Source organism: Magnetospira sp. QH-2, assembly GCF_000968135.1.
Classification (GTDB): domain Bacteria; phylum Pseudomonadota; class Alphaproteobacteria; order Rhodospirillales; family Magnetospiraceae; genus Magnetospira.
Map to the genome: position 1 here is coordinate 1,736,466 of NZ_FO538765.1, position 12,837 is coordinate 1,749,302.

Sequence of the window (12,837 nt, forward strand, 5' to 3'; positions counted from 1 at the left end):
TTCACCAATTGTCAATTTCCAAGAGGTAGGCATTGCGGGTGGTTCCACATTCCGAGTAGGGTCCCGCCATGTCACCCATGTCCAGCCTCGCCCCCTATGCCTGCCGTCCCGAGCAAAGCCGGGGCCGCCTGTATCCCGAACCGGAAAGCGAGACGCGCTCGTGTTTCCAGCGCGATCGGGACCGTATTATCCATTCGGCGGCCTTCCGGCGTCTGGAATACAAAACCCAGGTTTTCGTCAATCACGAAGGCGATTTTTTCCGAACCCGGCTGACCCATAGCCTGGAAGTCTCGCAAATCGCCCGTTCGGTCTGCCGCTCTCTGTCGTTGAACGAGGACATGGGCGAGGCCCTGGCCCTGGCCCATGATCTGGGTCATCCGCCGTTCGGTCATGCGGGGGAGGACGCCCTGCAGGAAATCATGACTCCCTATGGCGGCTTCGACCATAACGCCCAGTCCCTGAAGGTGGTCACCGCGCTGGAGAAGCGCTACGCCCAGTTCGATGGCTTGAACCTGACCTGGGAGACTCTCGAAGGGGTGGTTAAGCACAATGGGCCTTTGGTGGATGGGCAGGGGGCTCCCATCAAGCCGCTGCCCGGGACCATTGTCGACTACAATGCCCATCACGACCTGGAACTGAGCACCTATGCCGGGCCCGAGGCGCAGATCGCCGCGCTTTCCGACGACGTGGCCTATAACAACCACGATATCGACGACGGCCTGCGAGCCGGGCTGTTCAGCATCGCCGATCTGGCCGACGTGCCGTTGGTCGGGCCGGTATTCGCCCAGGTGGAGAAAGAGCACCCGGATATCGACTGGTCTCGCAAGGTACACGAGGCGGTGCGCAGGCTGATCGGGCTGATGGTGCATGACCTTTTGGCCGAAACTCGGCGGCGGATCGCCGATCTGGGAGCCCAGCATCCGGACGATATCCGCAACCATGCCCAGCCGGTGGCCGGATTCTCGGAGGTCATGGCCAGCAATGACAAGGCGTTGAAGAAGTTTCTTTTCGAAAACATGTACAGGCATTACAAGGTCAACCGCATGACCAGCAAGGCCCGTCGGGTGGTGCTGCAACTGGCGACCTTGCTGCTTGAGGAGCCCAATTGTCTGCCCGATGAATGGCAGGCGGTGGCCGGGGACCCGGGCAGTCCGGAAACCGCCCTGGCGGTCATGGACTACATCGCCGGCAAGACCGACCGGGCGGCGCTGGATGAACATCAAATCCTTTTCGACGTGCAGGCAAGGACCTCATGAACCTCTTCAAGACCTTCACCGATAAACTGAATACCGTCCTCGACCAGCTGGCCGCCGAGGGGGAGCTGCCCGAAGGCTTGGATGTCAGCCGTATTTCCGTGGAACCGCCGCGTGATCCGTCGCATGGGGATATTTCCACCAATGCCGCCCTGGTGCTGTCCAAGCAGGCCAAGATGAAGCCGCGCGACCTGGCCGAAAAAATCGCCGCCAAGCTGGACGCCCTGGAGGAGGTCACCGGAACCGACGTGGCCGGGCCGGGATTCATCAATCTGCGTATCGCCGATGGCTTCTGGCTGGATCTGCTGAAAGCGGTGCTGGTCGCCGGACCGTCCTATGGGGAGTCGGGCATGGGCGGCGGACGCAAGGTCAATGTGGAGTACGTCTCGGCCAATCCCACCGGTCCCATGCATGTGGGCCACGGGCGCGGCGCGGTGGTCGGTGATGTGCTGGCCTCGCTGCTGGCCAAGGCGGGCTTCGATGTCACTCGCGAGTACTACATCAACGACGCGGGCGCCCAGGTGGATGCCCTGGCCCGGTCGCTGCATTTTCGCTACCTGATCGCCCTGGGGCGCAAGACCCCCGCTGATTTCGACGCGGCCCGCGCGGCGGGAACGGTGGAGTATGGCGGTGACTATCTAGTGCCCGCCGCCGAGGCCCTGGCCGCGCGTGACGGGGATAAGTGGGCCGACCTGGATGAAGCGCTTTGGCTGCCTGAACTGCGCCTCTATGGCGTGGACAAGATGATGGACCTGATCCGCGCCGACCTGGGGGCCTTGGGCGTGGAATTCGCTGCCTTCACCTCCGAGCGGGAATTGGTGCAGGCCGGGGCGGTGGACGCCGCGGCCCAGTACCTGGAAGAAAAAGGACTGGCCTATACGGGCGTGCTGGAACCGCCCAAGGGCAAGAAGCCCGATGACTGGGAACCGGTGCCGCTATATCTGTTCAAGGCCTCCGAGTTCGGCGACGACGTGGATCGACCGTTGAAGAAGTCCGACGGCGGCTGGACCTATTTCGCCACCGACATGGCCTATCACAAGGACAAGGTGGCGCGTGGTTTCGCCGACATGATCGATGTCTGGGGCGCCGACCACGGCGGCTACGTCAAACGCATGCAGGCGGCGGTCAAGGCCCTGACCGGCGGCGAGGGCGAACTGGACGTCAAGCTCTGTCAGATGGTGAACCTGCTCAGCGACGGAAAACCGGTGAAAATGTCCAAGCGGGCCGGAACCTTCGTCACGCTTCGTGAGGTGATCGATCAAGTTGGCAAGGATGTGGTGCGCTTCATCATGCTGACCCGCAAGAACGACGCCCACCTGGATTTCGATCTGGTCAAGGTGACAGAGCAATCCAAAGATAATCCGGTGTTCTATGTGCAGTACGCCCATGCCCGCTGCCATTCGGTTTTCCGCTCGGCGACGGAGATGTTCGATGGCCTGGATCTGAGCGCCGGAGCCCTGGCCGAAGCGGACCTGTCTCCCTTGAGAAGCGAGGACGAACTGGCGCTGATCAAGACCCTGGCCGCCTGGCCGCGCCAGGTGGAAGCTGCTGCCGAGGCTCACGAGCCGCATCGGGTGGCCTATTACCTCTATGAACTGGCCGCGCAATTTCATACCCTATGGACCAAGGGCAATCGCGATGCCAGCCTGCGCTTTATCGCCGAAGAGGACCGGGACCTGACCCGCGCACGTCTGGCGCTGTTGATGGGCGTGGCCACGGTGGTGGCATCGGGCCTGGGTGTATTTGGCGTGACGCCGCTCGAGGAGATGCGCTGAGATGTTTGGCCTGGGGGGAAAGAAGGCACCGAGAGTCGAGCCGCAGTTGGAAGGCGGCTGGGAAGACGGCGCCATGCCTGAATTGCCCGACGTGGAAGCCCTGGCAGCGCGTCGCTCGCCGTGGGGACGCCGCGTTGCCGTCCTGTCTGTTTTGGCTCTGCTGGCCGGAGGCGGGGCCTGGTTGGCCCTGAGCCAGGGCGCCATCGATATCGACGGTGAGGTCGGCGTGCCACTGGTTCGCGCGCCTGACGGTCCAGCCAAGGTGCGCCCTGAATCCCCGGGCGGCATGGATGTGCCCAATCAGGACAAGCTGGTCTACAACCGGGTTGGCGACAATGGCGAGGCGCCGAAGGTGGAACATCTGTTGCCGCCGCCCGAATCCCCGCTACCGCCGCCGGCCCCGGCCCCCAAGCAAGAAGCCGCTCCGCTGCCGCCTCCGACCGCCAATGCGCCGACGCCCTTGAAGCCGGTCACGGCGCAACCTTTGACCAAGCCCGAAACAATATTGAAAGCCGCACCGAAGCCGGCGCCCGCGCCGCCTCCCGCGCCGGTGGCCAAGGCGAAGCCGGAAGCCAAGCCCGCGCCCAAGCCTGTGGTCAAGCCCAAACCGGTGGCCAAGCCCGTTCAGCGGCCTTCGGCCTTGGCGAAATCGGTAGGCAGCAAGTCATTGGGCAAGGTCTATCAGGTGCAGGTGGCGGCCTTGCGGGACCGCAACAAGGCCGTGCAGGCCTGGAGTACCTTGCAAAAGAAACACAAGGACCTGTTGGGCACCTTGTCGGTTGCCATCGTGCGGGCCGACTTGGGGGCCAAGGGGATCTATTACCGGGTTCGTGGCGGACCCTTGGCGAACAACGACAAGGCCAAGGATCTTTGTGCCAAGCTGAAGCAACGAAAAGTGGGGTGTCTGGTTGTCCGGCCTTAATCCTTCCCGGCCGCCGCTGGCGGTGCTGTACGGTTGTGCTGGTCTTCGCCTGAGCGATGACGAGCGGGCCTTATTCCGCGAGACCGATCCGTTGGGCTTTATTCTGTTTGCCCGCAACTGCGACGCCCCCGATCAAGTCAGGGCCTTGGTTGAAGACCTGAAAGCCACCGTGGGTCGCGATGACGCGCCCGTGTTGATTGATCAAGAAGGCGGGCGGGTCGCACGCCTGAAGCCACCCCATTGGCGCCAAACACCTGCCGCCGGTCGGTTCGGCGCCTTGGCCCGGCAGGATTTGAAATCAGCCCGCGAGGCCGTGTTCCTCAATGCCAGGCTGCTCGCGGCGGAACTCAGTGACCTGGGAATTAGCGTGGATTGTGCACCGGTGTTGGATCTGCCCACCGACGAGGCCGATCCAATCATCGGCGACCGGGCGTTCGGCAACCATATCGAATTGACGATTGATCTGGGGCGCGCCGCCTGCGAGGGCTTTTTGGCAGGAGGCGTGTTGCCGGTATTGAAGCATGTGCCGGGTCATGGCCGGGCGCCGGTGGATAGCCACCTGCGGCTGCCGGTGGTACACGACTCCCGCGCCGACCTGGAGGCCACCGACTTTGCGCCTTTCAAGGCCTTGGCCCAGATGCCCTGGATGATGTCCGCTCATGTAGTCTACACCGACCTGGATCCGGCGGCTCCGGCGTCCTGTTCTCTTCGTGTTGTGCATGAGGTAATTCGTGTATATATCGGATTTGATGGTGTTTTAGTTTCTGATGACCTGAGCATGAAGGCGCTACGAGGCAGTTTCAATAATCGGGCGAAAGACGTGCTCTCGGCGGGCTGCGATCTGGTCCTGCATTGCAATGGCGACATGGACGAGATGGAAGCCGTGGCCAAAGGGTCGCGTGCCTTGGACAAAGACGGTCTGCGCCGGGTCGCCGCCGCGGAAGCCCGTCGGGCATCGGATGACACCTTCGATGTGGATGCGGCCCTGTTGCGACGCGACGCACTCTTGTCGGTTCTGGAGAGCTGAACGACATGGAACGTATTCTTGAACTGGCGGCCATCTGGACCGTCCCCATTCTGCTCGCCGTGACGTTACACGAGGCGGCCCATGGCTGGGTTGCTTGGAAGTTGGGCGATGATACGGCCAAGCGGCTCGGCCGGGTGACCTTCAATCCGATCAAACATATTGATCCTTTCGGGACCATTTTGCTGCCCGCCATGATGCTTTATGCCAGCAGCGGACAGATGATGTTCGGTGCCGCCAAGCCCGTGCCGGTGCATTTCGGACGGCTGGGCAGCCCGCGCCGGGACATGATCCTGGTCGCTTTGGCCGGGCCGGTGGCCAATATTTTGATGGCCTATGCGGCCGCCCTGGCCTTGCATCTGGCCCATTTCATTCCCGGTCAGGCCGCGACCTGGGTGTTCTTGAATCTTCAGTCGGCGGTGTACATCAATCTATTGCTCTGCGTATTCAACCTTATTCCCTTGCCGCCGCTGGATGGGGGACGCGTCGCCGTGGGATTGTTGCCGGCCCCGCTCGCCTATCAATTGGCACGCTTGGAGCGGTTCGGGATTATCATTTTGTTGCTGGTGATTTTTGTCTTGCCCTGGGTTGGCAGGCAGGTGGGGCTCGACCTCAATTTCTTCTGGTGGCTTGTCATGGCCCCCATGGATATGCTCTTTGACGTGATCAAAATCCTGTCGTTCAACGGGGGCTGACACGGCGTGGCAGCGGAACAAGACGATTTCGAGGACGGAGAAGTCAGGCGGGCGGTGGAAGCTCCCTCCGTGGGCGACCTTGTGCTCGACCTGGAGGGCTTCGAGGGGCCGCTGGACGTGCTTTTGTCCCTGGCCCGGGAGCAAAAAGTCGACCTGATCCATATTTCCATTCTTGCCCTGGCTGAACAGTATTTGGGCTGGATTACCGAGATGCGCCGCGCCAATTTGGAGTTGGCGGCGGACTATCTGGTCATGGCAGCCTGGCTGGCCTATTTGAAATCCCGCCTGTTGCTGCCGGCGCCGCCCGGTGAAGCCGAACCGTCGGGCGAGGAAATGGCCGCCGCCTTGCAATTTCAATTGCAGCGCTTGGAATCCATGCAGGAAGCCGGGATACGGCTAATGGCCCGGCCCCGCTTGGGCGAGGACTTTTTTGCCCGCGGCATGCCGGAAGACATCTCCAACGAGGTCACGGCGGTCTATGACCTGACTCTCTATGATATTCTCCGGGCCTATGCGGACCATAAGCGACGCGAGGAAATGGGCGGGCCGTTGCAGATCGCGCCGGTGGAGCTCTATTCGGTGGAAGCGGCATTGGAACGTCTGCGCCAATTGATGGGCGATTTGGTGCCCGACTGGCAAACCCTGGCCAAATTCCTGCCCGAGGGGCTAAAAGACCCTTTGATGCGGCGCTCGGCCATGGCCGCGACCTTTGTTGCCAGCCTGGAACTGGCCAAGGAAGGGCAATTGGAATTACGGCAGACCGAGACCTATGGCGATATCCAACTGCGGCGCTCCCGCCGCGCGGCCATGGAAGCGGAGGAGGGGAGCGATGACTGAATCGCAACAGGAATATCTCCGGCTTTTGGAGGCCGTGCTTTTTGCGTCCCCCGAGCCGCTGGCCGAGAAATCCCTGGCCCAGCGCCTGCCCGAGGAAGCGGATCTCAAGACTCTCCTGGCGGATCTCAAGGACCACTATGCCGGTCGCGGCGTGCGGCTGGTACAGGCGGGCAAGACCTGGGCTTTCCGCACCGCGCCGGATTTGGCCGGACGGCTGAACATGGAAACCGAAGCCGTGCGCAAGCCATCCCGCGCGGCGGTGGAGACTCTGGCCATCATTGCCTATCACCAGCCGGTGACCCGGGCTGAGATCGAAGAGATTCGCGGGGTATCGTTGAGCAAGGGGACTTTGGACTTGTTGTTGGAAGCCGGTTGGATCGCGCCCAAGGGCCGTCGTCAGACGCCGGGACGACCGGTGACCTGGGGCACCACCGATGCTTTCCTGGACCATTTCGGCATTGAGCGGGTGGGCGATTTGCCGGGTATCGAGGAACTGAAAGCCGCCGGGTTGCTCGACAGCCGCCCCTCCATCCAGGCCTATGGGGAACGCGGTGCCTTGTCTGAAGAGGACGACACGGAGCCGGAACTGGATCTGCCGGAACCGTTGGACCCGGAGAGCCGGGACTGAAAAAAGATCAAGGGGAAACAGCGCCCGTTGCGGTCCCGTCCGTTTTCGGCCATTATCCGCCGCAACGCACGATCAACAGCGAGACAGAGAACAGATTATGGGTACATTCAGTATATGGCACTGGTTGGTGGTGCTGGCCGTCGTCCTGATTCTTTTCGGCGGCAAGGGCAAGATCTCGGCGCTCATGGGCGACCTGGGTAAGGGCCTGAATTCCTTCAAAAAAGGCATGAAGGACGAGGGGGCTGCGGCGGAAGCCGACGACCCCAAGGCCATCGAGAACGAGCAAGCCGAGAAGGTCGAAACCACGACCACCACCGACAAGGACAAGACGGGCGCCTGAGACGGCTCCGTCGTTTCCCCTTCATGATTCCCATCAAGACCAGGGCCTACGAGCATGTTTGATTTGGGCTGGCAGGAGATGTTCCTGGTCGCGGTGCTGACCCTTATGGTGGTCGGACCGAAGGAAATTCCAAAGGTTCTGCGGACGGTTTCGAAGCTGGTCAAACAAGGGCGGTCGCTGGTCGGTGACTTTCGGTCTTCCGTGGGCGATGTGATTCGCGAGGCGGAACTGGACGAAATCAAAAATCAGGTGACGGCCGCGGGTCATGTGGACCTGAAAAGCAGCGTCGAGAACATCATTGATCCCGGGGGCGATGTTTCCGGGGAGTTCGAACTGGACGATAAAACCCGGCGCGCCGTGGCCGAGATGAATGGCGAGGACGACGACGCGGAAATCGGGCCGGATGTAGATGTCGCCAAGGCACCTGAACCGGAAAAGGCCGCGCCTAAAAAGACCGAGCCCGAAAAGACCGAGGCGGACAAGGCATGACCGTGGTCGAAGAAAACAAAATGCCCTTGATGGAGCATCTGATCGAACTGCGCTCTCGATTGTTGCGCAGCTTCATCGGGCTTATTTTGCTGTTTTTCGTCTGCTACTACTTCGCGCCGCAGATTTATCAGTTCCTGGTGCAGCCCCTGGCCGATATCGTCAATGCGCAGGGCGGCTCCCAGCGGTTGATTTATACCGCCCTCCACGAGGCCTTTTTCACCTATATCAAAGTCGGCTTTTTCGCCGCCATGTTCCTAGGATTCCCGCTGTTTGCCGCCGAACTCTGGAAGTTCGTCGCGCCGGGGCTCTACAAGCACGAGCGCAAGGCGTTGCTGCCGTTTCTGGTTGCCACCCCGATCTTGTTCTTTATCGGTGGGGCCATGGCCTATTACTTGGTCTTTCCCATGGCCTGGCAGTTCTTTCTCGGTTTTCAGATGGCCGGGGGCGACGGCGCGATGGCCATCGAACTGGAAGCCAAGGTCAACGAGTACCTGTCTTTGGTGATGCGGCTGATTTTCGCCTTCGGGCTTTGTTTCGAGCTGCCGGTGGTGATGACCCTGTTGGCGCGGGTCGGCATGGTGACCGCCAAAGGCATGCGGGAAAAACGCAAGTACGCTATCGTCGTGGCGTTTGTCGCCGCCGCCATCCTGACGCCGCCCGACGTGATCAGCCAGATCATGTTGGCCGTGCCAACCATGATTCTCTATGAAATCTCCATCCTCTCGGCGCAGCTGATCGAAAAGAAACGGGACGAGGGGGACGACGAGAGGGCCGAGGATAATCCGGACCACGACCCGGACGAGATGCCGCCCGAGGAAACCGACTTCAACAGTTGACGGTTCATGATCCGTCGGTCCGGGGAGATTGTCAGCCGATTGATTGGGCCCGACACGCGCCAAAGGGCGATCCCTTGATGTGCATAACCCCAAACGGAATCAGGTTGCAGAAGGGTTTTTTGCGATTCGGCATTTTGGGCGGATCGGATGGGGAAGGGTATCTAGATCACGTCGTGTTTGATCGGATTCGATCAAACATGAAAAACGTGATCGATTCCAATAAGGTCGCGCGTGTCTAGCGGGTCCGATTGGACCCGACACGCGCTAGATCACGTCGTGTTTGATCGGATTCGATCAAACACGAAAAACGTGATCGATTCCAATAAGGTCGCGCGTGTCTAGCGGGTCCGATTGGACCCGACACGCGCTAGGTGCCTTTTTGTGTTTGAAGGAGCGGGCGGATCCTCCCGGGAGAAACGCGGAATCGGCCTCGTCCCTGCCCCTAAGGAATAAGGGAGAGGCGATTGTCTGCCTATCAAATCCCTTGAAACACACTTTTCCACGACAATCAGTTGTTTCGAATGTGTAATTCTTGAATCATTTGTTGCGCACCCCATCTATGGGGGATAGCCTTTTTCCCTCTTGGGGAAAGTGTAGAAACGGACGATGCTACAAGGATGAATTTCCAGGCCGTCTGCCAGCAGATCGAAAAGTCCTATGCCGGATTGAGCCCGCAGCTCAAACAAGCGGCACGCTATGCGCTTGACCACCCTGATGATGTTGCTCTGCAGTCCATGCGCCGATTGGCCTCCATGGCCGGTGTGCACCCATCGACCATGGTCCGCCTGGTCCGGGAATTGGGCATGGAGGGCTATACCGAATTCCGCGAACCGTTCCGCACCCGCCTGCGCACCGCACCCGGCGCTTATTCCCGGGATGCCCGATCGTTGCAGCAAGGCACTTCGGTCGAACGTTTGATGCAAGACGTCTTTGATCAGGGACGGAGCATTCCCCGGGAACTGACCAATCAATTGTCCCACTGTGCCGACCTGTTGGGTCAGGCCCGTCATATCTATGTGGCCGGGGTGCGCAGTTGTTTTCCGGTGGCCTTCTACTTCCAGTACGCCTGCCGCATGTTTCGCGACAATGTGGTCTTGCTGGATGGTCAGGGCGGCACCTTTGCCGATGACCTCCGCCGCATTGGGCCCGAAGACGTGGTGCTGGCGGTCAGTTTTCAGCCCTATAGCCGGAACGTGGTGCGCGTGGTGGATTTCGCGATCAGCCGGAAGGCCCGGGTGATCGCTTTGACCGATAGCCCGTTATCACCCTTGCTGCCCGGCGACGATGTGGTGCCGCTTGTATTGCGTTCCGCCACGCCCTCGTTTTTCCATAGTGTGGTTCCGGCCATGGCGGTGATCCAGGGGCTGGTGATGATGCTGATCGCCAATGGCGGCGACGCGGCTCTCGATGGATTGGAAGATTCGGAGTCCCAGTTGGATGCTTTCGAGGCCTATTGGCTCGATGGGGACCGACGGCGCGGAGGATTGCTGTCTTGAACCATGTGTTTCACCGCGCCCCCAGGGTCACCTTGCCCCACGCGGTCGGTGGGGACGGGGTCTATGTGATTGGCGAAGATGGGACGCGTTATCTGGATGCTTGTTGCGGGGCGGCGGTGTCCTGTCTGGGCCATAGCGATGCCACGGTGCGCCAAGCCATGCATGCCCAGATCGATAAGCTGGCCTATGTGCATAGCGGCTTTTTCACCACCGACGTGATGGAGGAACTAGCCGACCGGTTGATCGGATTGGCACCGGACGGGTTGGAAAGGGTCTATCTTCTGTCCGGCGGGTCGGAGGCCATGGAGGCCGCGATCAAGCTGACCCGGCAGTATTTCCTTGAAATCGACAAGCCTGACAGGACCCGCATTATCGCCCGGGAACAAAGCTACCACGGCAATACCCTGGGCGCTTTGGCGGTGGGCGGCAACAAGCTGCGACGCTCGCCCTTTATGCCTTTGCTCATCGACAAGGTAAGCCATATTCCGGCCTGCAACCCTTATCGCCTACGCGAGGACGGGGAGAGCCTGGAAGACTATGCCTTGCGCTCGGCCAACGAATTGGAAACGGAAATCCTGCGTTTGGGACCCTCCACGGTCGCCGCCTTTGTTGCCGAGACAGTCGTCGGGGCCACGGCCGGGGCCTTGGTTCCGCCGCCGGGCTATTTCAAACGTATCCGGGAGATCTGTGACCAATATGGCGTGTTGCTGATTTTGGATGAGGTCATGTGCGGCATGGGGCGCACCGGCACCTTGTTTGCCTGTGAGCAAGAGGGCATCAGCCCCGATCTGCTGACCACGGCCAAGGGCCTGGGCGCGGGCTATCAGGCCATCGGCGCCTTGTTGGTTTCAAAAGAGATCTTCGGCACCTTGGTGGAAGGCAGCGGTTCGTTTCAACATGGTCATACCTACATGGGGCATGCCACCGCTTGTGCCGCTGCCTGTGCGGTTCTGGATGTCATCGAGCGGGATGATCTGTTGGCCAACGTGCGCCGGCAGGGGGAAACCCTGACCCAGTTGCTGCACGAAACCTTCGACAATCATCCCAACGTCGGTGATGTGCGCGGGCGCGGCCTGTTCCAGGCCATCGAACTGGTGGCCGACCGCAAGACCAAGGAGCCCTTCGACCCGTTGATGAAGGTTCAGGCCCGCATCAAAACGCAAGCCATGGACCGGAATATGATGTGCTATCCCTTCGGCGGCACGGCGGACGGCAAGCGCGGCGACCATGTGCTGCTGGCGCCGCCGTTCATTGTCACCGATGAACAGATTCATGAAATCGTCCGCCGCCTGAAAGAGGCGGTGGATGCAGCCGTTCGGGAGGTTTCCACATGATTCCTCCCTATGGCTCGCTCGCCCACCGGCCACATCCGGCGGACAGGGCAACCTCATCGCCGGACCCGCCTCGTCGGCTGCGCCTGGCGTCCACAACATCAAGCCGACATCAAGAGTGTGAAGACGAACCAACTATGGGAGAAGATAGAAATGAATAAGGTATTCAAGGGATCCATGCTGGCCGCGGCGGCTGTTACCGCCGTTTCCCTGACGGGAGCGCCACAAGCCTCGGCGGCTGGTCAGCAGTATATCTCTATCGGCACCGGCGGTGTGACCGGTGTGTACTATCCGACCGGCGGTGCCATCTGCCGTCTGGTGAACAAAACCCGCAAGGAACATGGCATCCGCTGCTCGGCGGAAAGCACCGGCGGTTCGGTCTATAATATCAACACCATTCGCGCTGGCGAGTTGGAGTTCGGTGTCGCCCAGTCCGATTGGCAGTACCATGCCTATCATGGCACGTCCAAGTTCAAGGACCAGGGACCGTTCAAAGATCTGCGCGCCATGTTCTCGGTCCATGCCGAGCCCTTTACCTTGATCGTTCGTGCCGGAACCGGCATCAAGGGGTTCGCCGATCTCAAGGGTAAGCGGGTCAACATTGGTAACCCGGGCTCCGGTCAGCGGGCGACCATGGAAGTGGTGATGGATGCTTTCGGCCTCAAAGCCAGCGATTTCTCCTTGGCTTCCGAGTTGAAGGGTTCTGAAATGGCGGCGGCCCTGTGCGATAACAAGATCGACGCCATGATCTACACGATCGGTCACCCGGCGGCGGCCATCAAGGAAGCCACCACCGCTTGTGACGCCATGTTGGTGGATGTGAGTGGCGCGCCGATCGAGAAGTTGATCGCCGACAATCCTTATTACCGCAAGGCGATCATCCCCGGCGGCATGTATCGGGGAACCGACAAGGACGTCACCACCTTTGGCGTTGGCGCTACTTTCGTGACCTCCGCCAAGGTGCCGGACAAAGTGGCCTACATCGTGGCCAAGGAATCCATGGCCAACATCGATACCTTCCGCAAGCTGCATCCGGCTTTTTCGACCTTGGATCCGAAAACCATGGTCTCCGATGGTCTTTCCGCGCCGCTGCATCCGGGCGCTATGAAAGCCTATAAGGAACTGGGTCTGCTGAAGTAAGCCCCTAATACCATCCGCCGGAACCCTAGGGTTCCGGCGGAATTCATTGGTTTATACCGATTTCTCCAGTT

General features: G+C 60.6%; 13 protein-coding genes. All 13 read left to right on the forward strand.

What is annotated here, in order from left to right; all coding sequences use genetic code 11:
• Positions 1-68 precede the first annotated feature (68 nt).
• The 13 genes from MGMAQ_RS08200 (at position 69) to MGMAQ_RS08265 (ending at position 12,766) form a co-directional block, all read left to right on the forward strand.
• The gene (locus MGMAQ_RS08200; RefSeq protein ID WP_046021154.1) at positions 69-1,256 is read left to right on the forward strand and encodes a deoxyguanosinetriphosphate triphosphohydrolase; all 1,188 of its coding nucleotides are present in this window, start codon (positions 69-71) and stop codon (positions 1,254-1,256) included.
• Complete coding sequence (gene argS, locus MGMAQ_RS08205) at positions 1,253-3,028, forward strand: arginine--tRNA ligase (RefSeq protein ID WP_046021155.1); 1,776 nt, start codon at positions 1,253-1,255, stop codon at positions 3,026-3,028. Before MGMAQ_RS08200 ends, argS begins: the two co-directional genes overlap by 4 nt.
• Before the next feature lies 1 nt (position 3,029).
• Positions 3,030-3,950 (forward strand): SPOR domain-containing protein, encoded by a 921-nt coding sequence (locus MGMAQ_RS08210; protein ID WP_046021156.1) that lies wholly within the window; start codon positions 3,030-3,032, stop codon positions 3,948-3,950.
• Positions 3,937-4,977 carry a beta-N-acetylhexosaminidase gene (nagZ, locus tag MGMAQ_RS08215; protein ID WP_046021157.1) on the forward strand — a complete coding sequence of 347 codons (1,041 nt, stop codon included), beginning with the start codon at positions 3,937-3,939 and terminating at the stop codon, positions 4,975-4,977. The genes MGMAQ_RS08210 and nagZ overlap by 14 nt, the downstream gene beginning before the upstream one ends.
• A gap of 5 nt (positions 4,978-4,982) precedes the next feature.
• Positions 4,983-5,669: a site-2 protease family protein gene (locus MGMAQ_RS08220; RefSeq protein WP_046021158.1), complete on the forward strand. Its 687-nt coding sequence runs from the start codon at positions 4,983-4,985 to the stop codon at positions 5,667-5,669.
• Positions 5,670-5,675: 6 nt separating this feature from the next.
• The gene (locus tag MGMAQ_RS08225) at positions 5,676-6,506 is read left to right on the forward strand and encodes a ScpA family protein (protein WP_052716246.1); all 831 of its coding nucleotides are present in this window, start codon (positions 5,676-5,678) and stop codon (positions 6,504-6,506) included.
• Complete coding sequence (scpB, locus tag MGMAQ_RS08230; protein WP_046021159.1) at positions 6,499-7,134, forward strand: SMC-Scp complex subunit ScpB; 636 nt, start codon at positions 6,499-6,501, stop codon at positions 7,132-7,134. Before MGMAQ_RS08225 ends, scpB begins: the two co-directional genes overlap by 8 nt.
• A 97-nt stretch (positions 7,135-7,231) precedes the next feature.
• Positions 7,232-7,474, forward strand: a complete 243-nt coding sequence (locus tag MGMAQ_RS08235) for a twin-arginine translocase TatA/TatE family subunit (protein WP_046021160.1) — start codon at positions 7,232-7,234, stop codon at positions 7,472-7,474.
• Between the two features lie 54 nt (positions 7,475-7,528).
• Positions 7,529-7,963, forward strand: coding sequence for a Sec-independent protein translocase protein TatB (gene tatB / locus MGMAQ_RS19505; RefSeq protein WP_052716247.1), 435 nt, complete (start codon positions 7,529-7,531; stop codon positions 7,961-7,963).
• Entirely contained in the window at positions 7,960-8,799 is an 840-nt protein-coding gene (gene tatC / locus MGMAQ_RS08245) for a twin-arginine translocase subunit TatC (protein ID WP_046021161.1), read from the forward strand. The genes tatB and tatC overlap by 4 nt, the downstream gene beginning before the upstream one ends.
• 617 nt (positions 8,800-9,416) lie before the next feature.
• Positions 9,417-10,295: a MurR/RpiR family transcriptional regulator gene (locus MGMAQ_RS08255; protein ID WP_046021163.1), complete on the forward strand. Its 879-nt coding sequence runs from the start codon at positions 9,417-9,419 to the stop codon at positions 10,293-10,295.
• Entirely contained in the window at positions 10,292-11,629 is a 1,338-nt protein-coding gene (locus MGMAQ_RS08260) for an aspartate aminotransferase family protein (RefSeq protein WP_046021164.1), read from the forward strand. The genes MGMAQ_RS08255 and MGMAQ_RS08260 overlap by 4 nt, the downstream gene beginning before the upstream one ends.
• 150 nt (positions 11,630-11,779) lie before the next feature.
• The gene (locus MGMAQ_RS08265; protein ID WP_046021165.1) at positions 11,780-12,766 is read left to right on the forward strand and encodes a TAXI family TRAP transporter solute-binding subunit; all 987 of its coding nucleotides are present in this window, start codon (positions 11,780-11,782) and stop codon (positions 12,764-12,766) included.
• Positions 12,767-12,837: the final 71 nt, after the last annotated feature.

Bases quoted from the DNA above. Each gene is read 5' to 3' on its own strand.
- MGMAQ_RS08200 (WP_046021154.1), top strand. From the start codon at position 69: ATGTCACCCATGTCCAGCCTCGCCCCCTATGCCTGCCGTCCCGAGCAA.
- argS (WP_046021155.1), top strand. From the start codon at position 1,253: ATGAACCTCTTCAAGACCTTCACCGATAAACTGAATACCGTCCTCGAC.
- MGMAQ_RS08210 (WP_046021156.1), top strand. From the start codon at position 3,030: ATGTTTGGCCTGGGGGGAAAGAAGGCACCGAGAGTCGAGCCGCAGTTG.
- MGMAQ_RS08220 (WP_046021158.1), top strand. From the start codon at position 4,983: ATGGAACGTATTCTTGAACTGGCGGCCATCTGGACCGTCCCCATTCTG.
- scpB (WP_046021159.1), top strand. From the start codon at position 6,499: ATGACTGAATCGCAACAGGAATATCTCCGGCTTTTGGAGGCCGTGCTT.
- MGMAQ_RS08235 (WP_046021160.1), top strand. From the start codon at position 7,232: ATGGGTACATTCAGTATATGGCACTGGTTGGTGGTGCTGGCCGTCGTC.
- tatB (WP_052716247.1), top strand. From the start codon at position 7,529: ATGTTTGATTTGGGCTGGCAGGAGATGTTCCTGGTCGCGGTGCTGACC.
- tatC (WP_046021161.1), top strand. From the start codon at position 7,960: ATGACCGTGGTCGAAGAAAACAAAATGCCCTTGATGGAGCATCTGATC.
- MGMAQ_RS08255 (WP_046021163.1), top strand. From the start codon at position 9,417: ATGAATTTCCAGGCCGTCTGCCAGCAGATCGAAAAGTCCTATGCCGGA.
- MGMAQ_RS08265 (WP_046021165.1), top strand. From the start codon at position 11,780: ATGAATAAGGTATTCAAGGGATCCATGCTGGCCGCGGCGGCTGTTACC.